Genomic DNA, 21,152 nt, shown 5'->3' with positions numbered 1-21,152 from the left:
GCGTAAAGGCAGTCGAGCCGTCCCGGCTACGCAGGGCGAACAGCGAGGTGGACCACGTCGGGTACGCCTCGGGCAACGGGGATCTCTTCCGTCCTCACCTGGGTGAACCCGGCATTCCGCAATGTTTCCTCGAAAGCCGCGGACGGCTGGGCGGACCACACGGCCAGCACTCCGCCGGGCGTCAGCCGCCTAACGCAGGCGGCGAGCCCGGCCGGGGAGTAGAGGTTGCCGTTGTCGTCGGTGACCGTCCAGTCCGGCCCGTTGTCGATGTCCAGACAGAGCGCGTCGTAGCGGTGCGTAGTGGTACGGAGGTACTCGATGAGGTCCGTGTGAAGGATCACGCTGCGCGGGTCGTCCTGCGCGTCGCGCGAGATCGCACCGAGGAGCCCGCTGCGATGCCAGTCGATGATCGCCTCCTCGCGTTCGACGACGGCGATCCGCCCCCACCGGGGCTCTGCGGCGGCATGCGCGAAGGAGAAGCCGACCCCGAGCCCTCCGATGAGCACGGACGCCCCCGTCGTCCGCTCCCCGCGGGCGCCGTCCAGGGCGTTGAGCGCGGCATCGACCAGCAGCCGCTCGGAGCGCCCGTCCGAGGTGTCCATCAGAAAGCACCCATTGGCGATGATCTCGTACCGCTCCCCGTGCTCACGGAGTGCGACCTCTCCGTACGGCCCGGTGCGGCGGTCGAGGGTGACGGGCTGGTCGGGACGGGCGGGGTGGACGGGCGATGACATGCTGACGGCCTCCAGGCGCTGGTCGTAGGCGTCCGGGACGCCATCCTCACCGCCCGCGGCGGCTCGCGACAAACCGATTCAACGGTCGTCAGGCCGCCGGGCCGGCCGAGGTGTCGAAGAACAGGCTCACCAGCGGGGCCTGGACGCGCCAGCCGAGGCACTCGTACAGAGCCCGGCCCTGCGAGGTCGCGCCCAGCACGCCCACCGTGGCGCCGCGGTCGAGGGCCGCGTTCTGGAGGGTGCGCATGACGAGGCTGCCGAGGCCCCTGCGGCGGTGCGCCGCCGAGGTCTCCACCTGGTCGACGACGGCGGTGCGGCCCGTGGGCGCGATCTGGCCGCGGGCGGCGAAGGAGCCGTCGGCGGCCGTCACCAGGGCGCGGACGACGCCGCCGCGTGTCCAGGTCGTCAGGGTGTAGCCGTCAGGCGCGGCCACGGAGCCGCCGCACAGCTCCGCGGCCATCAGAAAGCCCGGCTCGTCCTCGCGCCACACGGGCCCCGCCCAGGCCCGCACCCGCGCCGGGTCCGCGAACACCTTCAGCCAGACCGAGGGCGCGGCCACGGCCTCGGCGACCTTGCGCACCGCGGCCTCGTCCCGGGCGGTCAGCACATGCCGGGTGGCGTGCGTGACCTGCCCGACGTGCACGGTGAAGCCCCACGGCTCGGCGATCGGATCGGCCGCGCCGCGCGAGACGACCCAGCCGTCCACCCAGGCGGTGACGGCATCGGCGACGGACGGGAACGACATCGAACCCCCTGTAATAGACACTGCTTCTATAGGAGTGTTACATGGGGCTGGGTGGCGGGGCGAGGGGTTTCCGTGCGGCGCCGGACTGCATCGGGCGGCACTGCTTGAGGCCGTGCACGGCCTCGTACTCCGCGGCAAGCCACGGGCCCAGGCCGTCGCGGTCGTCGCCGGCGTGGTGCGGTAGTTGCGGCCGGCCCCGTGGTGCGTGATCGCTGTGGGCGAACGAGCGTCGGGGAACATCTGCCGTCTCTCCTGCATTGAGTCGATACAGCTCAACTTGAATGCCGAAGGGGAGATCATGGCTGCTGAGTCCAATGCCGTCACCGCACTGTCCCTGCCGGTGCTGCCGCTCGACGACGAGGTCGTGCTGCCCGGCATGGTGGTGCCGCTCGATCTGTCGGACGCCGATGTGCGCGCCGCGGTCGAGGCGGCCCAGGCCGCGGCGCGTGCAGAAGGCGGGAAGCCGAAGGTGCTGCTGGTGCCCCGGGTCGACGGGACGTACGCCGCGACGGGAGTCCTGGGCACCGTGGAGCAGGTCGGCCGGCTCTCCGACGGCGACCCCGGGGCCCTGATCCGCGGCCGCGGGCGGGTGCGCATCGGGGCAGGCACCACCGGACCCGGGGCCGCGCTGTGGGTGGAGGGCACGCGGGTCGAGGAGGATGTGCCCGACCCCCTCCCCGGCGCGGTCGCCGAACTGGTCAAGGAGTACAAGGCCCTCGCCACGGACTGGCTGAAGAAGCGCGGCGCGTGGCAGGTCGTCGACCGGGTGCAGCATATCGACGGAGTCTCCGCGCTCGCCGACAACTCCGGCTACTCGCCCTTCCTGACCACCCCCCAGAAGATCGCCCTGCTGGAGACCGCCGACCCGGTGGCCCGCCTCAAGCTGGCGGTCGAACAACTGCGGGAGCACCTCGCCGAGCAGGACGTCGCCGAGGCCATCGCCAAGGACGTCCAGGAAGGCGTGGACAAGCAGCAGCGCGAGTTCCTGCTGCGGCGTCAGCTGGACGCCGTGCGCAAGGAACTGCGGCAGCTCAACGGCGAGCCCGCCGACGGTGAGGACGAGCCCGACGACTACCGGGCCCGCGTCGAGGCCGCCGACCTCCCGGAGAAGGTGCGCGAGGCCGCGCTCAAGGAGGTCGACAAGCTGGAGCGGGCCTCCGACCAGAGCCCCGAGGGCAGCTGGATCCGCACCTGGCTGGACACCGTCCTCGAACTGCCCTGGAACGAGCGGACCGAGGACGCGTACGACATCCAGGGCGCCAAGCGGACCCTGGACGCCGAGCACGCGGGCCTGCAGGACGTCAAGGAGCGCATCACCGAGTATCTGGCGGTGCGCAAGCGGCGCTCCGACCGGGGGCTCGGCGTGGTCGGCGGGCGGCGCGGAGGCGCGGTTCTCGCGCTGGTCGGCCCGCCCGGCGTGGGCAAGACCTCGCTCGGCGAATCCGTCGCGCATGCGATGGGGCGGAAGTTCGTACGGGTCGCGCTCGGCGGCGTACGGGACGAGGCGGAGATCCGGGGCCACCGGCGCACCTACGTGGGCGCGCTGCCGGGACGCATCGTACGGGCCGTCAAGGAAGCCGGGTCCATGAACCCCGTCGTGCTGCTCGACGAGATCGACAAGGTCGGCTCCGACTTCCGCGGCGACCCGGCCGCGGCGCTGCTCGAAGTGCTCGACCCCGCGCAGAACCACACGTTCCGGGACCACTACCTGGAGGTCGAGCTCGACCTCAGCGATGTGGTCTTCCTCGCCACCGCCAATGTGCTGGAGGCCGTTCCCGAGGCGCTCCTCGACCGGATGGAGCTGGTCCGGCTGGACGGCTACACGGAGGACGAGAAGGTCGTCATCGCCCGGGACCACCTCGTGCCGAGGCAGCTCGAACGCGCCGGTCTGGAGCCGGGCGAGGTGACCCTCGACGAGTCCGCCCTGCGCAAGCTCGCCGGGGAGTACACGAGGGAGGCGGGCGTACGGAACCTGGAGCGGTCCGTCGCACGGCTGCTGCGGAAGGTGGCGGCCCAGCACGAACTGGGCGAGCGGAACCTGCCGTTCACCGTCGGCGCGGAAGAGCTGCGCGGACTGATCGGGCGGCCCCACCATGTGCCCGAGTCCGCCCAGGACCCGGCCGAGCGGCGCACCTCCGTGCCGGGCGTCGCCACCGGGCTCGCCGTGACCGGCGCGGGCGGCGATGTGCTCTACGTGGAGGCCTCGCTCGCCGACCCCGAGACCGGCGCGGCCGGACTGACGCTGACCGGACAGCTCGGCGACGTGATGAAGGAGTCCGCGCAGATCGCGCTGAGCTTCCTGCGGTCCCATGGGGCGGAGCTGGAACTTCCGGTCACCGACCTCAAGGACCGGGGCGTCCATGTCCACTTCCCCGCCGGGGCCGTCCCCAAGGACGGGCCCAGCGCCGGCGTCACCATGACCACCGCGCTGGCGTCGCTGCTGTCCGGGCGGCTCGCGCGGACGGACGTCGCGATGACCGGGGAGGTGTCGCTGACCGGACGCGTGCTCCCGATCGGCGGTGTGAAGCAGAAGCTGCTGGCGGCGCACCGGGCGGGGATCACCACCGTGGTGATCCCCAAGCGGAACGAGCCGGACCTGGACGATGTGCCGGCTGAGGTGCTGGAGAAGCTGGACGTCCACGCGGTGACCGACGTCCGCCAAGTGCTGGAACTGGCGCTGGCGCCGGCGGATGTGGGGCTTCCCGCCGCGGCGTAGGCCCTTCCGGGGAAGGGCGGGGTGGCCGCCCGGGCGTGCCCGTCTCCGGGCAGGGGTGGCCGCCCGGGCATGCCCGCCTCCGCGGTGCGGGTCCTGCTCCCACCCGCCCCCGTGCGGGTGTGGGGCTTCGCCCCTCGCGCCCGGTGCGGCGCTGCGCGCCGTGGGGGTCTCTCGGGCCGCGCGTCCTCGCGGTGCGGGGGCTTCTCGGCGGCCTGGGGCGCCGGCCGGGTCCGGGCGGCCCGCGCGAGCGGGGAGCGCGCTGCGGGGCGTGGGGGCCGCTCAGCCCAGCCACCCCCGCAGCGCCGCTTTCGCCCCCGCCTGGAACCGCGTCTCCGCGTCCAGCGAGTGCAGCAGCCGGCTGATGCGGCGGCGCGCCGTGTGCACATGGACACCCAGGCGGCGGGCTATCGCCTCGTCCTTGAGGCCCGCCGCCAGCAGCGCGAGGAGGTCGTGCTGCGGGGCGGCGCAGGGGCCGCTCAGCGGCGTGGCCCGGTCCCAGACCGCCTCGAAGAGCGGCGTCAGCGCGCTGTGCAGCAACCCGTCCCGCACCACGAGCGCCGTGGCCCCCGGACCCGTGTCGTCCGGCGGAGGCAGCAGCGTGCCCCGCCCGTCGACCGTCAGCAGCCGGGTGGGCACCCCGCCCGCCGCCCGTACCCGCAGGCCCCGTTCGACCAGGGCGGCCAGATCGCGCACCCGGTCGGGCGAGGTCAGCTCGTCGCGGTCCAGGACGACCCGCACGGTGACGCCCCGGGCGAGCGGGCCCGTCAGGTCCAGGGCGGGCGGAGGGTGCAGCAGGACCGCCTCCCGCTCGGCGGACGCCAGCAGCTGTGCACTGCGTTCGGCGATCGCCCGGGGTCCGGTCACGGCCTCGACGCCGCACTCCGGCGGCCCCGGCGCATCCGACATCAGCCGCCCGGCGAGCCGGTCGGCGCTCATCCGCAGCCGCTCCAGTTCCGCGGAGCGCAGATGCAGTTCGGCCTGCCGCCGGTGGATGAGGGTGCGGATCGCCGCGTCCGGGGCCGTCGGATGGGGCAGTGCCCCGTCGCCGTCGGCCGGCGGAAGCGCGAAGCCGTGTTCCACGAGCCGGCCGAGCACCGCCTGCAGCCGGTCCCTCGGCAGCCCCAGCAGTGCCGCGAGTTCCTCCGCTCCCGAGGCCCGTCTGGTCAGCAGGGCCTCGTAGGCGCGTTCTTCGGTCTCCCCCAGACCGAGCGTGTGCAGCTCCCCTAATTCCCCCTTGCTCATGCCCCGGATTCTCACTCTGCGCTCAAGTGGCACACAAGTGTGCATGTCCACTTGTCAACATGCGTACTACATTGATCGGTTGGCGTTCGCCCGGTTGCATGTGCGCGACCACCTTTACGGCTCACCAGGCACGTGAGAGGGGTACGTACTGTGCGCACGTCCATACCAGGCAGGGCCGCATTACATCCGGGCGCAAGACGTTCCGGCAGGGGCGCGGGCGCAGGGGTCGCCGCGCTGCTCGCCGCCGCCGGGCTGCTGCTGACCGCGGTGCCGGCCCAAGCCGCGGCGGGCCCGGCGACCGCGCCGCCCCCCGACGTCGTACCCGGCGCGGAGACCGAGACCCCGTCCCTCGTCGAGGGAATCCGTGAAGCGGCCGATCCGAAGGCCAGCCCCGCGGACGCCGCCCGCAAACATCTCGACGCCAAGGAGAGCCGCTACCGGATCTCCGACGCCCGGCGCGATCTCGCCCCCCTCCAGACCGTCAGGCGCGGCGCGGAGGAGACCGTGCGGCTGCAGCAGAAGCACCGCGGCGTACCGGTGTTCGGCGGCCAGTACGTCGTGCGGATGGAGGCCGGGGACGGCGAACGCTTCGTCACCGGCACCTCGGGCAAGTACTTCACCGGCCTGAAGACCGGCACCGAGGCGACGGTGAGCGAGGAGACCGCCGTACGCCGGGCCGTCGCGGCCACCGCCGCCCGGCTGGCGGACAAGCGGCTCGCCAAGGCCGACGCCCCGCGCAAGGGCGAGCAGCGTACCGACCGGGCCGCCGCCCTCACCGGCACGGCCCGCGGCCTGGTCGTCATCCCGCGCGGCGAGGGAGTCCTCGCCCGCCAGGTGACGGTCCGCGGCACCGACACGGCCACCGGCGAGCCGGTGCTCCAGCAGGTCTTCATCGACGCCCGCGCCGGCTTCCCGGTCCTGCAGTTCAGCGGCATCAAGACGATGACGGACCGGGCCGAGAACAAGGGCCGCGCCGCGGCCGCCGCGCTGCCCGGAGACGGGACGGACGACCCCGCGCCGAAGGAGTTCCCCGGCGTCCAGGGCACGGGCGAGCGGCTGGACGGCGCGCAGACCGGGCTGGAGCTGACCCGCACCCCCTCGGGCGACCGGTTCCTGATGAACGACTTCTCCCGCATGTGGGGCAGCAGCCGGAACGCGCTGTCCACCTGGGACGCCCGCGACCGCGACGTCAGCGAGGTCGCCGGGGCCTGGCCGTCCGGACTGGGCGAGTTCGCCCACCCCACCCCGGAGTTCGGCAAGGAGGCCACCGAGTCGGGGGCGGTCGACGCCCACTGGGCGGCCGGCCGCGTCTACGACTACTTCAAGGACCGCCACGGCCGCGACAGCCTCGACGGCCGCGGCATGGCAGTCAACTCCCTCGTCGGCGTCACCGACTTCGGCTTCGGCTATGTCAACGCCTTCTGGGACGGCCAGAAGATGGTGTACGGCAGCGGCGACGAGGCCTACAAGCCGCTCTCCGCGGACCTCGACGTCGTCGGGCACGAGATGACCCACGGCGTCGTCGACAACTCCGCCGACCTGGTGTACGCGGGCCAGTCCGGCGCGCTCAACGAGGCCGTCGCCGACTACTTCGGCAACGCGATCGACCTCGCCGCCTCCGGCATGCCCATGGACCACCCGGACGCCGGCCTGATCGGCGAGGACCTGTGCCGCGACGCCGCCCCGCGGGACTGCGCCTTCCGCGATCTCAACGACGGCGCGAGCACCTCGAAGAACTTCCTCGGCGTGGCCTTCGGCACCGACAACGGCGGCGTCCACCTCAACTCCACGATCTTCTCCGGCGCGCTGTGGGACATGCGCGAGGACCTCGGCGGCGACCTCGCCGACAAGATCGTCTACAAGGCGCTCACCGAGTACATGACGCCGCTCGACGGCTTCACGGACGGCCGCAACGCCGTGCTCGCCGCGGCCCGGGACCTCGGCGTCGCGGGCAAGCGCCTGGGAGTCGTCAAGCGGTCCTTCAACGCCCACGGCATCGTGTCCGGCTGGGAGAACGCCCTCGGCGTGGACTCCGACCGGCTGCTCGGCCGGCTCAACATCGCCGGCACCGGCGCCCAGGCGGGCGGCGGCCGCTGGGTCGTCTCGCAGTCCAATGACGACGGTTCGGAGCCGTACACCGTCTGGTCCGGACGCACCGACGGCAGGGGCCACCCCAAGCTGATGAGCCCCAACGACGGGCGCTACCACGTGATGCCCGCCACCGACGGGAAGACCGTGGTCTGGGCCGCGTACGGCGCATCGGGCATCGACGTCCTCTCCCGCCCCGCGGCCGGCGGGCCGACGAAGAAGCTCTACACCACCGACACCGACGTCAGCGGACTGCGGGTGGAGAACGGCACCGTCGTCTTCGAGACCTTCGGGCTGTTCGGCGACCGTCACGTGGGCTATCTGCGGCCCGGCGACCGCAAGCCGGTCTGGGCCGACGGCGGCGGCTGGACGGTGCTCACGGCGTTGCCCTCGATCAAGAACGGGAAGATCGCGTACGCCAAGCTCTACCCGGAGGGCGGCGACTACAAGCTGGGTGTCGAGATCCTCGACCCGAAGACCGGGAACAAGATCCTCGCCGAGCAGCTCGAAGACCCGTGGACCCTCGGCCAGACCGGTCTCAACAGCACCCACGCCTTCTGGCTGACGGACGAGAACGTCCAGGACGACGGCCAGATGTCCATCCGCCGCTCCGGCGTCGACGGCACGGGCGCGATGGACATCAGTCCGGAGCGCAAGCCCCATGCGCTCTTCCCGGACGATCTCACCGTCTCCGAGACGGCCGTCACCGTCAGCAGCACCACGCCGGGCCTCGAGTGGAGCAATGAGGCGCTGTCGAAGCTGTGGCAGCTCACGACGGACGGCTCGCGCCAGGAACGGGTCTCCTGCAACCGGGGCGAGCAGCTCTCCCCGGCCGCGGTCTCGGGCCGCCAGGTGGTCTGGCTCGACGGAACCACCGGCTGGACCGATCTGGTCACCCGTGAGCGCCCTGCGGGCCGCTGCGGCTGACGAACCCGGTGAGCTGAATCGTCCGCGGACCCTCGGCGCCCGCGCGCCGGGGGTTCCGCCGCGCCGGGGGTTCCGCCGCGTCAGGCGTCTGCCGTGTTGGGTGTCTGCCGTGTCAGGCGCGCGCACCAGGGGCTGTGCCGCACCGGGGTGGCTACGCCGTCCCGCGCCCGTATCACGCACAATGGCTGCCATGACCACCGATCTGAAGGCCGACTGCGGGAACTGCTTCGGGCTGTGCTGTGTCGCCCTGCCCTTCTCCGCCTCCGCGGACTTCGCGATCGACAAGGACGCCGGCACACCCTGCCGCAATCTGCGGGACGACTTCCGCTGCGGCATCCACGCCCGGCTCCGGCAGAGCGGCTTCCCGGGCTGCACCGTCTACGACTGCTTCGGAGCGGGGCAGCGGGTCTCCCAGATCACCTTCGGCGGTCGGGACTGGCGGCAGGCGCCGGACGCTGCGGGGCGGATGTTCGCCGTGTTCCCCGTCGTACGCCAGCTCCATGAGCTGCTCTGGTACCTGGACGAGGCACTGGCCCTGCACCCGGCGCGCTCCCTCCACACCGACCTCCGGCGGCTGCGGGACGAGACCGGGAAGCTCGCCGCGGGCACGCCGGAGCAGCTGGCGGAACTGGCTGTGGCCGCACACCGCCAGCAGGTCAACGACCTGCTGCTGCGCACCAGCGAACTGGTGCGGGTGCAGGCCCCGGGCAGGCCGAAGAAGAGCCGCCGGGGCGCGGATCTGATCGGGGCCCGGCTCAACGGGGCGGATCTGCGCGGCGCGGACCTGCGCGGGGCCTGTCTGATCGCGGCCGATCTGCGCGGCGCGGATCTGCGGCAGGCCGACTTCATCGGGGCGGACCTGCGGGATGCCCGGCTCGACGGCGCCGACCTGACCGACGCGTTCTTCCTCACCCGGATGCAGCTCAACGCGGCCCGCGGCGACGCCGCGACCCGTCTGCCGACGGCGCTGGAGCGGCCCGCGCACTGGACGGAGCGCTGACCGGGATGCTGACCGGGATACTGACCCCGCAGGTTTCAGCAGATCCCGACCGGTGGGGCAGCAGCGCATAAGGAGCGCCGACGTGCACGACAACAGTACGGACAGCGGTGCGGACGGCGAGGCCGACCGTGAATTCCTGGCCCTGGAACGGGAGCTGGCCGTCTTCCTCCGCCGGGCCCGGGCGTCCTCCGGGGAGATGGCGCGCGAGGTGCACCCCGAGCTGGAGCCCGCCGCCTACGGGCTGCTCGTCCGGCTGGAGGAGGCGGGGGAGCAGCGGGCCACCGAACTGGCCGGATACTTCGGCGTGGGCAAGGCCACGATGAGCCGTCAGCTGCGCGCCCTGGAACACCTCGGTCTGGTCACCCGCGAGCCCGACCCCGCCGACGGCCGCGCCTCCCTCGTGCGGCTGACGGGCGAGGGCCTGGCCCGCTTCCGCCGGGTCCGGGACGCCCGCCGGGACCGCTATGTGCGCAAGCTGGCCGGCTGGGACCGCGGCGAGGTCGCGGAGCTGGCCCGGCTGCTGCACCAGCTCAACAAGCGAGCGGAGGGCTGACGCCCCGACGCCCGCTGTCTCCCGGATGCCTGCTGACGCCCTGATGCCCTGACGCCCTGACGCATGCTGTCTCCCCGATGCCTGCTGACGCCCGCTGATGCCCGCTGATGCCCGCTGACGCCCGCTGACGCCCGCGGTCCGCGCGGGCCGGCGGGTCACAGCTCGGCGAAGACCGCCGCCGCGTCGTCGTGGAGCTTCCAGCGGATGACCTGGGTACGCCGCTCCGCGGAGGTCTCCAGCGTCCGGACCCGGTCGATCAGTCCCCGCGGCCCCTCCTTCCGCAGCAGGGCCATGCACGCGCTCCAGTCGCCCTCCTCGAACATGTCCACCCAGCGGGACGCGCCGTCCGTCAGCGCCGCGACCGCCCGCACCCGCGTCCGCGGTGTGCTGCCGGCCACCGCTCGCTCCGCCACGCCGGGATCTGCGGCGGCGGTGAAGAAGCCGCCCTCCGCGTTCCGGAGCGCGTCCGCCGAGGCGTGGGTGCGCAGGGCCTCGCGCGGCAGCCGGTCGAGCCGGTCGTCGAGCACCGCCCGTACCGCGCCGTCCGGCGCCTGCAGCAGCAGCGTCGAGTCCGACAGCACCAGGTGCTCGACGGGGTCCGCCGGGCCGCCCCAGCGCACCAACACGGCGGTCGCCTGCGGCGTACGCACGTGAGAAAGGTCACAGGTTTGGCGGTGGGAGTCCGCGGTGCGCCGGATTGCCTCCGCGAGGATCTCGGTCAGCGTCAGATCACGCCGTGAACCGGACAGTTCGACCAACGCGCCGCCGAGGCGCGCCGTGAACCAGGGCACACCGTGCACACAGCCGTCACCCCCCGCCGGGGGCGTCACGCCGTCCAGCAGCACCAGCGTGCCGCCCCGGCCCGCAGCAGGAAGGGCCACAGAAGCCCAGTCCTCATTGGGGCGTTCGGGAGCGCCGGGGGAGGTGGCGAGTTCGAAGCGCATGATCGTAAGTCTGCACGAGTCGCACAGCGGACCTTCATGACGCCTCCGCAGGGCCTGCCAGGTCGTGCAGCTGATCCGTAGCGGCAGGTCAGGCCGTGCCGCGGCTCGTCCGACCGGGGCAGTGGGAATGCGGGCGGGCATCTTTCCAAAGGTTGCGCGGAAGATCCAGCCGCCGGGCCGCCTTGCGCCGATCCGGCCGCACCGGCGAGTTGTTCGCCAACTCCCGAGTGCTGTTCACTCGTTCGGGTGGCGGAGCGGCCGATGCGCGCCTCCCTCCCGAGTGCGCTGGAATGGTCGTCAACCGTGCCAGGGGTGGGATCTCGCGTGTGACCGGTCGTCATCTCTGCTTCATGGGTGGACGAGTCAAGCAGGATTGCGAGCACCGGTGCAGAAGAAGCGGCCTCAGGACAACGGCGGCAGGCCGGAGCAGGGCGTCACCCCGGACCAGGGCGGCACAAGCTCGGATGTCCCCGTCGGACGCGGTCGGCCCGTGCGCGTCCGCCGCCGTCTTGTCGCCGGTGTCGCCGTCGTCACCCTCGCCGTCGCCGGGGCCGGCGCCCCCGGTGTCCTCGCCGCAGCCGACCGGCTGACCGAGTCCCAGCGGCTCGCCACCCTGGCCGCCCTCAACCGCCAGGCCGTCACCCTCGCCCACTCCCTCGCGGACGAGCGGGACGACGTCACCGTGTACATCGCTGCGGGCCGCGAGGACCGGTCCGGCGACCGGTCCGGCGAAGAGCGCGGAGACCAGTCCGGCGACCGGTCCGGAGAAGAGCCCGGAGAGGCGTCCCAAGACGAGGGAGGCAAGGACGGCGAGCGGCGGAAGGTCTCCGACGACCACCGCGCCCGCGTCGACCGGCAGATCGAGGAGATCCGCGGCGAGCTCACCGGCGACCACGAAGAGCTGGGCCGCGAGCTGGCAGCCCTCTCCTCCGTACGCCGCACCGCGCTCACCGGCAAGGGCTCGGCGGAGGACGCCCACCGGGCCTACAGCCAGGTCATCGCGGGACTCCAGGCCCTCGCCGGTGAAGTGGCCGACAAGACCCCGGCCCGCGCCGCCGAGACCACCCGCGCCCCCGCCGCCCTCGGCCGGGCGGTCGAGCAGGCCGCCGCCACCCGCGGGCTGCTGCTCGCCGCGCTCGCCGTGCCCCGCGAGGAGAGCACCCCGACGCTCGACCCCGTCACCGGTCTGCCGGTGCAGAGCGACGAGCCCGACGAGGACGACCGCGCGCGCGACGCGCTCAGCGCCGCCGCCCAGCAGGCCCGCGTCCGGGAGCTGGCCGCCCTGGCCGACTTCGACCAGGCCGCGGGCAAGGAGGCTCGCGACTCGCTCGCCGCGACCGTCAGCGGACCGGAGGTCAAAGCAGCGCAGGGGCATCTCGCCCGCCTCGCCGACCAGCCGACGCTGAGCGACTCCGACCTGGAGTCGGACCCCGAGGACGTCGCCGCCGCGCTCTCCGCGCGCATCGAGCAGATGCGCGGCTTCGAGTCGTCCCTCGCCACCGCCCAGGCCGAGCGGTTCGAGAAGCTGCGCGACGACGACGTCACCGCGTTGGAACTGCGCATCGGGCTCCTCGGCGGTGTGGTCGTCCTGACCGTCGGCGCATGCGCGGCCATCGCCCGGACGCTGACCCGCCCGCTCGCCGTGGTGCGCATCGGGGCCGCGCGGCTCGCAGACGCGCCCGCACCCGAGACCGAGGAACCGGTGAGCTTCACCGGCCGCAACGACGAGTTCGCGCAGGTCGTACGGTCCCTGAACACCCTGCACGGCAGGCTGCGCGAACTCGCCGCGCGCGTGCGACGGATCGACGGCGACCACGCCGCCGGCGTCGCCGAAAGCGTCGACCTGGTCCGCGAGCGCGACGCCCTCACCTCCGAACTGGCCGCCGCCCGCGCCGAACTCCAGGAGCGCACCGGCGAGATCTCCGCCGAACTGCTCCGGCTGCGCCGCACCGTCAAGCACACCTTCGTCAATCTCTCGCTGCGCAACCTCGGGCTCGTCGACCGCCAGCTCTCCGTCATCGAGAAGCTGGAGGAGCGCGAACAGGACCCAGAGCGGCTCGCCACCTTCTTCAAGCTCGACCACATGGCCACGGTCATGCGCCGCCACAGCGAGAACCTGCTCGTCCTGGCCGGCGCCGAACACGGCCACGGCCAGGCGGGGCCGGTGCCGCTCGTCGATGTGCTGCGCGCCGCTGTCAGCGAGATCGAGCGCTACGAGCGGGTCGTCATCCAGGCCGTGCCGCCGCACACCCAGGTCGTCGGGTTCGCCGCGGACGATCTGAGCCATCTCGTCGCGGAACTCCTGGAGAACGCGGCTTCGTTCTCCCCGCCCGACGCCCGGGTCGAGCTGTCGGGCTGGCTGCTGCAGAACGGCGAGATCATGCTCTCCGTACAGGACGCCGGCATCGGGATGACGCCCGCCCGCATCGAGGAGCTGAACGCACGCCTGGCGGACCCCGAGCCGTACGAGAACGGACCCGGCGACGACGAGGGCGAGGGACTCGGGCTGCGGGTCGCCGCGCTGCTTGCCGCACGGCACGGCGTACGGGTCCAGCTCCGCGAGCACAAGCAGGGCGGCGTCACGGCGGTGGTCGTCCTCCCGCAGGCGCTGCTGCCGGAGGGGCCGTCTGCGGTCGCAGCTGCCGCCCCCGCCGTGCAACTGCCGGGTTCGGCGGCCGAGGCCAACTCCAACGTGCTGCTGCCGAGCCCGCGCCGCGCCGTCGAGCCGTCGGACGCCCCGGAGACGACACACGACCGGGCGCCCGACCTGGTGGACCAGGAGACGGTGGAGATCCGGCTGCCGAAGCCCCCCGCTGAGCGGGAGCCCGCCCGAGGGCCGGAGCCTGCCGCTGAGCCGGGGCCCGCCGCCGAGCGGGAGCCTGCCGGTGAGCCGGAGCCCGCCGGTGAGCCCAGGGCAGCCGCGGACCCGGACCCGGGGCCGGAGCCGCAGGCGGAGTCCTCGTACAGGCTCACGGACAAGGGGCTGCCGAAGCGCGTCCCGCAGTCCGTGGAGACCGCCGCATCCGCCGCCGACCGCACCCAGAGCGTGGACGCGGAAGAGCTCCGCCGCAGACTCGGCGGATTCCGGCAGGGCGCGATGGACGGCCACCGGGACGCCGCGGCGGAGATCGAAGCACGCACGCAGTCGGCAACCGCCGTACCGGCAACCGCTGAAGCAACCACCGAAGCAACCACGGACGAGGCGCCAGAAGAAGAATCGGGGGACACAGTCGAGGAGGCACGCAGTTGACTGCGACCCGCACGTTCGGACTGAGCAAGGAAGCCCGCAATCTGCACTGGCTGCTGGGCAATCTCGTCGAGGAGGTGCCAGGGGTGCGCTCCGTCGCGGTCGTCTCGTCCGACGGACTCCTGCTGCTGTCCTCCGACCCCGACGAGAACGCGGCCCCCGCGGCCCCCCGCCCCAAGGGCCCCAAGGGCTCCAGCGCCGACCTCGCCACCATCGTCTCGGGCCTCGCCAGCCTCACCGTCGGCGCGGCGAAGCTGATGGACGGCGGCCAGGTCAGGCAGACCATGGTGGCCATGCAGGAGGGCAGCGTCTTCGTGATGTCCATCAGCGACGGATCGCTGCTCGGCGTGCACGCGGCCCCCGACTGCGACATGAGCGTGGTCGCGTACCACATGGCGCTGTTCGTCGGCCGGGCCGGTCATGTGCTCACCCCCGAACTCCGCAGCGAACTGCGAAAGTCCATGGCGGAGAGGGAGGCCGTCCGATGACGCCGGCTCCCCTGCCCGAGCTTCCCGTGCGCGGCGGCGGCAGCCGCCCGGCCCGCGTCCGCCCGTACTCCCTCACCGGCGGCCGCACCCGCTTCGGCCACGTCCTGCTGGTCGAGACGTTCGTCGCCGCGCTCGACGCACCCGCCGGCCGCAAGGAACTCCCCAACGGCAGCCTCGCCACCCGAGTCATGCCCGAGCTGCGCGCGATCGTCGAGCTGTGCCGCCGTATGCGTACCGTCGCCGAGATCTCGGCGCTGCTGAAGATGCCGCTGGGCGTCGTCCGGGTGCTGCTCAGCGACCTGGTCGACCAGGGAAAGATCCGCGTGTACGGGACCGGGCACGGGCCCGGCAGACCCGACCGCGCGCTGCTCGAAAGGGTGCTGAGTGGACTCCGCCGCCTCTGACACGCTCCTCCCCGCCCGCTCCCACCCCGAAGCCGGCCCCCGCAACGCCGGGACGGCCGACGGCGCACGGCCGGCGGGGAGCCCGCAGCCGGAAGAGGACGCGCAGGCCTGGCAGCTGGACCTCACCCGAGCCCCGACCGCGACGAAGATCGTGGTCGCGGGCGGCTTCGGCGTCGGCAAGACGACCTTCGTCGGCTCGGTCTCGGAGATCACTCCGCTGCAGACCGAGGCGCTGATGACGCAGGCGAGCGAGGACACCGACGACCTGTCGGCGACGCCGGAGAAGCTGACGACCACCGTCGCCATGGACTTCGGCCGGATCACCCTGGACGAGGACCTGGTCCTGTACCTGTTCGGCACACCGGGCCAGCAGCGCTTCTGGTTCATGTGGGACGACCTGGTGCGCGGCGCGATCGGCGCGGTCGTGATGGCGGACACCCGGCGGCTGTCGGACTGCTTCCCCGCGCTGGACTACTTCGAGAGCTGCGGACTGCCGTACGTCGTCGCCGTGAACCACTTCGAGGGGACCGCCTCTTACGAGGCGCAGGACGTGCGGGAGGCGCTGACCGTGCCGACGCACATACCGGTTCTGATCATGGATGCGCGCAGGCGGACCACCGTGGTGGAGTCACTGCTGGCGCTGGTCGCGCAGGCGCTGGAAGCCACCCCCGAACAGCCCCAAAGATGAAAAGGACGGGTCGATGCGGAAGATTCTGATAGTCGGGGCCGGGCAGTCCGGTCTGCAGCTCGCGCTGGGGCTGCAGGCGGAGGGGTACGAGGTCACCCTGATGTCGAACCGCACGCCGGACGAGATCAGGACCGGGCGCGTCATGTCCACGCAGTGCATGTTCCACACGGCGCTGCAGCACGAGCGCGACCTCGACCTCAACTTCTGGGAGTCCCAGGCCCCGAAGACCGAGGGCCTCGGCGTCTCCGTCGCCGGGCCGGACGGCGCGCGGCCGATCGACTGGCTCGGACGGCTGGACGGCTACGCCCAGTCCGTGGACCAGCGGGTGAAGATGGCCGGCTGGATGGAGACGTTCGCACAGCGCGGCGGGCAGCTGGTCATCCACGGCGCGGCCGTGTCCGACCTGGACTACTTCTCCCGCGCCTACGACCTGGTGCTCGTCGCGGCGGGCAAGGGCGAACTGGTGTCGATGTTCGGCCGGGACGCGGAGCGCTCCCCGTACACCGAACCGCAGCGCGCACTGGCCGTCGCCTATGTCCACGGCCTCGGCCCGCGGCCGGAACACCCCGACCTCGACGCGGTGCGGTGCAATCTGGTGCCCGGGGCGGGCGAACTGTTCGTCATGCCGACGCTGACCACCGGCGGGCGCGCCGACATCCTGTTCTGGGAAGGCATCCCCGGCGGGCCGCTGGACGTCTTCTCCGGCGTCAAGGACCCCGCCGAGCATCTGTCGCTCACCCTCCAGCTGATGGAGCGCTTCACCCCGTGGGAGTACGCACGGGCGACGAAGGCCGAACTGACCGATGCCAACGGCACCCTGGCCGGCCGCTACGCCCCGACCGTCCGCAACCCCGTCGGACGGCTGCCCGGAGGCGGCCTCGTCCTCGGCGTCGCCGACGTGGTCGTCGCCAACGACCCCATCACCGGCCAGGGCTCCAACTCGGCGTCCAAGTGCGCGGCCGCCTACCTCGCCTCCATCGTGGAGCGGGGCGAGGAGCCCTTCGACGAGGCCTGGATGCAGGCGACGTTCGACGCGTACTGGGACACCGCCCGACACGTCACCAAGTGGACCAACGCCATGCTGGGCGCCCCGCCGGAGCACGTCCTGAACCTCATCGGCGCGGCGGGCGGCCTGCAGACGGTCGCCGACCGGTTCGCGAACGGCTTCAACGACCCGGCGGACTTCGAGAACTACTTCTACGACCCGGAGAAGACCGAGGCATTCCTGGCGGAGGCGGCGGCCCGGTAGCCCCGGGGGCTGCGCCCCCGCCCCCTCCCTCCTCGGGGCGAGCCCCGCCGGCTCCCCGCCGTGCAGAACGACGCGCTCGCCGGGCATCGCCGCGCCTGACAGCGTGCCGTCGCCCGCGCGAAGCGCTGGGGCGGACCGGGGTGCAGGGGGCCATGCGGCGCGACTGAAACTCCGCCAGCAGCTCGGCTGCGGACTCAGGGGGGTCGGCCGCCGCCGACGGCGGCGGAGTCGCGGCCAGGGCCGGCGTCAGCGCACCCAGGACACCCGGCGACCGCCGCACTGCGCGCAGCCTGTCACCACATCACCTCCGTTGCGGGGAACCGACGAGGCCGATCACCGGACCGGTCCGGCCCGTGCGCCGCTCCGGAGGCGATTCGGGGCAATCAGGTCACTCGTCCGCGCGGGCCGCGTCCTCGGGCGGGGTCTTCGGCTTTGACCAAGGCCACTTCAGCTCGCGCCGCTCCCGGCCGCCCGGTGCGTACTCGTACTTCCAGCCCCGCTGGAGCCCCAGCCGCTTGCTGTAGCCCGCGGGCACACGCTTGTAGGCGTACACCGCAGGCGGCCCGCCCGCGTCGTTCGGCACGGGGACCTGGTACCACTTCGGCGGATGTCCCGTCGGCCCGACCAGCACGGGCAGCACCCGGCCGTCCAGCGGCCCGCCGACGAAGGGGGTGTTCTCGCTTCTCACAGTCCGTCTCTCGTTAGCTTCTCCGCCCGCTCGGCGAGGCCGCGGGCATCGTTTCTGTCTGCGGTCCGGTGGCCTCGCGTGCGTCGCTCACGGTCCGTCTCTCGTTAGCTTCTCCGCCCGCTCGGCGAGGCCGCGGGCATCGTTTCTGTCTGCGGTCCGGTGGCCTCGCGTGCGTCGCTCACGGTCTGTCTCTCGTTAGCTTCTCCGCCCGCTCGGCGAAACCGCCGACGTCACAGCTCCAGTGTCACAGCAGGTGGGTTCCTTCGCTGACCACGGGCAGCACACCGCGCGCCAGCCGCCCCACGGGGCCGTCCCGGTGCTCCAGCGCCAGCAGCCCGCGGACGGCCCGGGCCGTCTCCGGATCCGTCGTCGCCGTGGCTGTGAGCAGTGCGACGAGATGGTCGACGAGCCAGTCCCGCAGCTGCTCGGCAGGGGGCTGCTTGCCCTCGTCGAGCCAGATCAGCGACGCCGCCTCCACCGCGGCTATCCAGGTGCGCACCAGCATCGCCAGCCGTGGGCCGGGCCGCTCGGCGCCCAGATGGACCAGGATCTGGTCGGCCGCCTCGCGCCGTATCCCGTCGACGATGGCCGTCGCCCGGGAGGTCTCGGCGACGCTGCCGCCGCGCAGCAGCGCGCTGAACCCGGCGTCGTGCTCGTCGACGAAGTCGAGATAGCGGTCGAGCACCCTCGCCAGCCGCTCGGTCGGCGGTCCGGACTGGGGCTCCGCGAAGCAGATCTCCAGCTCGTCGGCGGCGGAGCGCAGCGCCGTCTCGTACAGCTGCTGCTTGCCGCCCGGGAAGTACCGGTAGACGAGGGGCCGCGAGACCCCGGCCGCCTCGGCCACGTCGTCGAGCGAGACATCGTCCGGCGCGCGGTGTGCGAAGAGGGTCAGCGCCGCGTCGAGCAGTTGTGTGCGGCGCTCCTCCACGCTGAGCCGCCGGTACGCGCGGGACGGTGCGGGGTCCTGGGCCCCGGCCTTGGCCGGGACGCGAGCGGGGCTGGTCATGTCGGCAGCGTAGCCCTGCGCGGACTGCGCCCGGCAGCCGAGCGACCGGCCGTCGGCCACTCCCCGCGGCCGGTCTCGTCGGCCTGTTCGTTCCCCCGCGCGCGGCCGGTCTCGTCAGCCTGTTCGTCCACCCCTCCGGCCGCCGCTGCTACGCCAGCAGCCCGGAGCTCTTCCAGAGCCTGCGGCCCAGGCCGTTCAGCACGCCGACGTCGTCCAGGAAGTCGGTGAGCCGCTTCGCCCCGGTCTGCATGATCTCCCTGCGGTGCCCGCTGGCCCTGACCTGCGCGACGGCCTCCGCGCGGTCCAGGCCCACGTTCTCGTACACCTGCGGGTTGACGAAGCAGACGGAGAAGACGCGCGCGGCCTCCCCGCAGCTGACCTGGGTGAGGCGTCGCTCCCAGCGGGGCGCGGTCGCCATCTGGCGGCGCAGCTCCTCGCGTGCGTACCGCACGTGGCGCGCCTCCTCCACCACATGGATCCGGGTGACGCCGCGCACCAGGGTCTGGATGCGGTCGTCCGGGAAGGTGAGCCGCTGCATCCAGTCGAGGATCTCCTCGCCGAGCAGGGTGGCCGCGAACGAACCCGGGGTCGTCGAGATCGTCTTCAGTACGCGCGCGAGGTTGTGGTAGATCCTCGGTACGGGGTAGGCCGGGACTCCGCTCCTCTGGATCATCCGGGCGAACATCATCGAGTGCCGGCATTCGTCCGCGATCTCGGTCAGGGCGTATCGGACGTGATTGCTGGTCACGGACTTGTCGTAGATGTGGCGCACCAGCAGCTGCATCAGGATGATCTCGAACCAGATGCCGAGTGAGGCGAGTGACGCGGCCTCGTGCTTCGACAACTCGATCCGCTGCTCCTCGGACATCCGGTGCCACAGCGGGGTGCCGTAGAGGGAGAGCAGTTCAGGCGGCCAGAACCACTGGCCGTCCTCCAGGGGGGCGTCCCAGTCGAGTTCCTTGTCCGGGTCGAAGGAGTGCTTCGCGGAGGATTCGAGCAGGCGTGCGGCGACCTGTTCGCGGTCCCGGAGCGGGCCGAGGGCGTCGCGGAGGGCCTCGATGTCGCGATCGGTCACGGTCGGCGTGGGTGGCGTGGACGTCATGAGGGTTATGAGACTGCTTGTCAGCAAGGCCGTCAATCCCCTGCGCGCCACTTGTTGACGGATCGTCTATCAGCGTGTGAGTCTGCCAACAGTCCACTGTTGTACGTGTGTATGGGTCATCAGTACGGGTCATCAGACGAAGGAGCCGTCAGTGACAGCGTCGGCAGAACCCGCCCCGTCCTCCTCGTATCGGCACTATGTGCACGCTCCCGAGGACCCCCTCTGGGAGATCCCCGCGTCGGGCGCCGCGCGCTTCAACTGGGAGTACGGAGACGGCCGCGAGCGCCTCCTCGCCCTGTACCAGAAAGGCAAGGACAAGCAGTGGGACGGCGCCAAGCGGATCGACTGGGAACTCGAGGTCGACCCGTACAACCCGCTCGGCACGCCCGACGAGTCGTTGACCCTCTACGGCTCCCGCCACTGGCCCAAACTGACGGAGCGGGACAAGGGAGAGCTGCGCCGGCACTACTGCTCCTGGCAGTTCAGCCAGTTTCTGCACGGGGAGCAGGGCGCGATGGTGTGCGCGGCACGGATCGTGGAGTCGGTTCCCGACCTCGACGCCAAGTTCTACTCCGCGACGCAGACCATGGACGAGGCCCGGCACGCCGAGATCTACGCCCGCTTTCTGCACGAGAAGATCGGGCTGCTGTATCCGATCAACGACAACCTCCAGGGGCTGCTCGGCGACACGCTGCGCGACTCCCGCTGGGACATGCCCTACCTGGGTATGCAGGTGCTGATCGAGGGGCTCGCCCTGGCCGCCTTCGGCATGATCCGCGACACCACGAACCGGCCGCTGCCCAAGCAGCTTCTCGCGTATGTGATGCAGGACGAGGCTCGCCATGTGGCCTTCGGGCGGATGGCGCTGCGCGACTACTACCGGCAGCTCGGCGACGCGGAGCTGCGGGAGCGCGAGGAGTTCGTCATCGAGGGCTGCTATCTGATGCGGGACCGGCTCCGCGGGGTCGAGGTCCTGGAGAACTTCGGCATCCCGAAGCGGGAGGCGGCGGAGCTGTCGGAGCGCTCGGAGTATCTCCGGCTCTTCCGGAAGCTGCTGTTCAGTCGGATCGTCCCCTGTGTGAAGGACATCGGCCTGTGGGGCGAGCGGCTGCAGAAGGCCTATGTCGACATGGGCGTCTTTGACCTGGGCGACGCCAGCCTGGACCAGCTGATGTCCCAGGACGAGGAGATCGCGGACCGCCTCGACGGGGAACGGTTCGCCGCACAGGAGCGGGACCGTGTCCAGGAGGTCCGGGACGCGATCGCGGAGGGCGTCGCGGACGGCGCGGCGGACCGCGCGGAGGACGGGTGCGGGGCCGACTGAGGCCGCC

Annotated in this window: 17 protein-coding genes; 10 read left to right on the top strand and 7 right to left on the bottom strand. The window is 72.3% G+C overall.

Features of this window, described 5'->3' with window-relative positions:
- Positions 1-26 precede the first annotated feature (26 nt).
- Positions 27-734, bottom strand: coding sequence for a spermidine synthase family protein (locus tag QCN29_RS01455; protein ID WP_279925662.1), 708 nt, complete (start codon positions 732-734; stop codon positions 27-29).
- Positions 735-822: 88 nt separating this feature from the next.
- Positions 823-1,479 carry a GNAT family N-acetyltransferase gene (locus QCN29_RS01450; protein WP_279925589.1) on the bottom strand — a complete coding sequence of 219 codons (657 nt, stop codon included), beginning with the start codon at positions 1,477-1,479 and terminating at the stop codon, positions 823-825.
- 298 nt (positions 1,480-1,777) lie between these two features.
- Between QCN29_RS01450 and lon the strand changes: the two genes are divergently transcribed.
- Positions 1,778-4,195, top strand: coding sequence for an endopeptidase La (gene lon, locus QCN29_RS01445; protein ID WP_279925588.1), 2,418 nt, complete (start codon positions 1,778-1,780; stop codon positions 4,193-4,195).
- Between the two features lie 279 nt (positions 4,196-4,474).
- On the opposite strand, the gene QCN29_RS01440 is transcribed toward lon, so the two are convergent.
- Complete coding sequence (locus QCN29_RS01440) at positions 4,475-5,437, bottom strand: helix-turn-helix domain-containing protein (RefSeq protein ID WP_279925587.1); 963 nt, start codon at positions 5,435-5,437, stop codon at positions 4,475-4,477.
- Positions 5,438-5,587: 150 nt separating this feature from the next.
- Here QCN29_RS01440 and QCN29_RS01435 point away from each other — a divergent pair, with 150 nt between their 5' ends.
- The 3 genes from QCN29_RS01435 to QCN29_RS01425 all read left to right on the top strand — a co-directional run bounded on the left by QCN29_RS01435 (position 5,588) and on the right by QCN29_RS01425 (position 10,005).
- Positions 5,588-8,452, top strand: a complete 2,865-nt coding sequence (locus QCN29_RS01435) for a M4 family metallopeptidase (RefSeq protein ID WP_398859073.1) — start codon at positions 5,588-5,590, stop codon at positions 8,450-8,452.
- Between the two features lie 181 nt (positions 8,453-8,633).
- Complete coding sequence (locus QCN29_RS01430) at positions 8,634-9,452, top strand: pentapeptide repeat-containing protein (protein WP_279925586.1); 819 nt, start codon at positions 8,634-8,636, stop codon at positions 9,450-9,452.
- Positions 9,453-9,519: 67 nt separating this feature from the next.
- Complete coding sequence (locus QCN29_RS01425; RefSeq protein ID WP_398859078.1) at positions 9,520-10,005, top strand: MarR family winged helix-turn-helix transcriptional regulator; 486 nt, start codon at positions 9,520-9,522, stop codon at positions 10,003-10,005.
- A gap of 155 nt (positions 10,006-10,160) precedes the next feature.
- Here QCN29_RS01425 and QCN29_RS01420 read toward each other — a convergent pair whose 3' ends face one another.
- Positions 10,161-10,949 (bottom strand): hypothetical protein, encoded by a 789-nt coding sequence (locus QCN29_RS01420; RefSeq protein WP_279925584.1) that lies wholly within the window; start codon positions 10,947-10,949, stop codon positions 10,161-10,163.
- A gap of 385 nt (positions 10,950-11,334) precedes the next feature.
- On the opposite strand from QCN29_RS01420, the gene QCN29_RS01415 reads away from it, so the two are divergent.
- The 5 genes from QCN29_RS01415 to QCN29_RS01395 are packed head-to-tail and all read left to right on the top strand — an operon-like array spanning position 11,335 to position 17,025.
- On the top strand, positions 11,335-14,199 hold the full coding sequence (locus tag QCN29_RS01415) for a nitrate- and nitrite sensing domain-containing protein (protein WP_279925583.1): 2,865 nt from the start codon (positions 11,335-11,337) through the stop codon (positions 14,197-14,199).
- Entirely contained in the window at positions 14,196-14,684 is a 489-nt protein-coding gene (locus tag QCN29_RS01410; protein WP_279925582.1) for a roadblock/LC7 domain-containing protein, read from the top strand. Before QCN29_RS01415 ends, QCN29_RS01410 begins: the two co-directional genes overlap by 4 nt.
- A complete protein-coding gene (locus QCN29_RS01405; protein ID WP_279925581.1) occupies positions 14,681-15,088 on the top strand; it encodes a DUF742 domain-containing protein in 408 nt (135 codons plus the stop codon). Before QCN29_RS01410 ends, QCN29_RS01405 begins: the two co-directional genes overlap by 4 nt.
- Complete coding sequence (locus QCN29_RS01400; protein ID WP_398859072.1) at positions 15,069-15,776, top strand: GTP-binding protein; 708 nt, start codon at positions 15,069-15,071, stop codon at positions 15,774-15,776. Before QCN29_RS01405 ends, QCN29_RS01400 begins: the two co-directional genes overlap by 20 nt.
- A 13-nt stretch (positions 15,777-15,789) precedes the next feature.
- Positions 15,790-17,025 carry a styrene monooxygenase/indole monooxygenase family protein gene (locus QCN29_RS01395; protein ID WP_279925580.1) on the top strand — a complete coding sequence of 412 codons (1,236 nt, stop codon included), beginning with the start codon at positions 15,790-15,792 and terminating at the stop codon, positions 17,023-17,025.
- A gap of 388 nt (positions 17,026-17,413) precedes the next feature.
- Here QCN29_RS01395 and QCN29_RS01390 read toward each other — a convergent pair whose 3' ends face one another.
- The 3 genes from QCN29_RS01390 to QCN29_RS01380 all read right to left on the bottom strand — a co-directional run bounded on the left by QCN29_RS01390 (position 17,414) and on the right by QCN29_RS01380 (position 19,821).
- Positions 17,414-17,713, bottom strand: a complete 300-nt coding sequence (locus QCN29_RS01390) for a hypothetical protein (RefSeq protein WP_240134945.1) — start codon at positions 17,711-17,713, stop codon at positions 17,414-17,416.
- Between the two features lie 244 nt (positions 17,714-17,957).
- Positions 17,958-18,719, bottom strand: coding sequence for a TetR/AcrR family transcriptional regulator (locus tag QCN29_RS01385; protein ID WP_240134946.1), 762 nt, complete (start codon positions 18,717-18,719; stop codon positions 17,958-17,960).
- A gap of 148 nt (positions 18,720-18,867) precedes the next feature.
- Positions 18,868-19,821 carry an AurF N-oxygenase family protein gene (locus QCN29_RS01380; RefSeq protein ID WP_279925579.1) on the bottom strand — a complete coding sequence of 318 codons (954 nt, stop codon included), beginning with the start codon at positions 19,819-19,821 and terminating at the stop codon, positions 18,868-18,870.
- A gap of 151 nt (positions 19,822-19,972) precedes the next feature.
- On the opposite strand from QCN29_RS01380, the gene QCN29_RS01375 reads away from it, so the two are divergent.
- A complete protein-coding gene (locus QCN29_RS01375) occupies positions 19,973-21,145 on the top strand; it encodes a ferritin-like domain-containing protein (RefSeq protein ID WP_398859071.1) in 1,173 nt (390 codons plus the stop codon).
- Positions 21,146-21,152 lie beyond the last annotated feature (7 nt).

This window comes from Streptomyces chengmaiensis (genome assembly GCF_029846775.1).
In the GTDB taxonomy this organism is placed as follows: domain Bacteria; phylum Actinomycetota; class Actinomycetes; order Streptomycetales; family Streptomycetaceae; genus Streptomyces; species Streptomyces chengmaiensis.
This window is presented reverse-complemented; position numbering and strand designations above follow the sequence as displayed.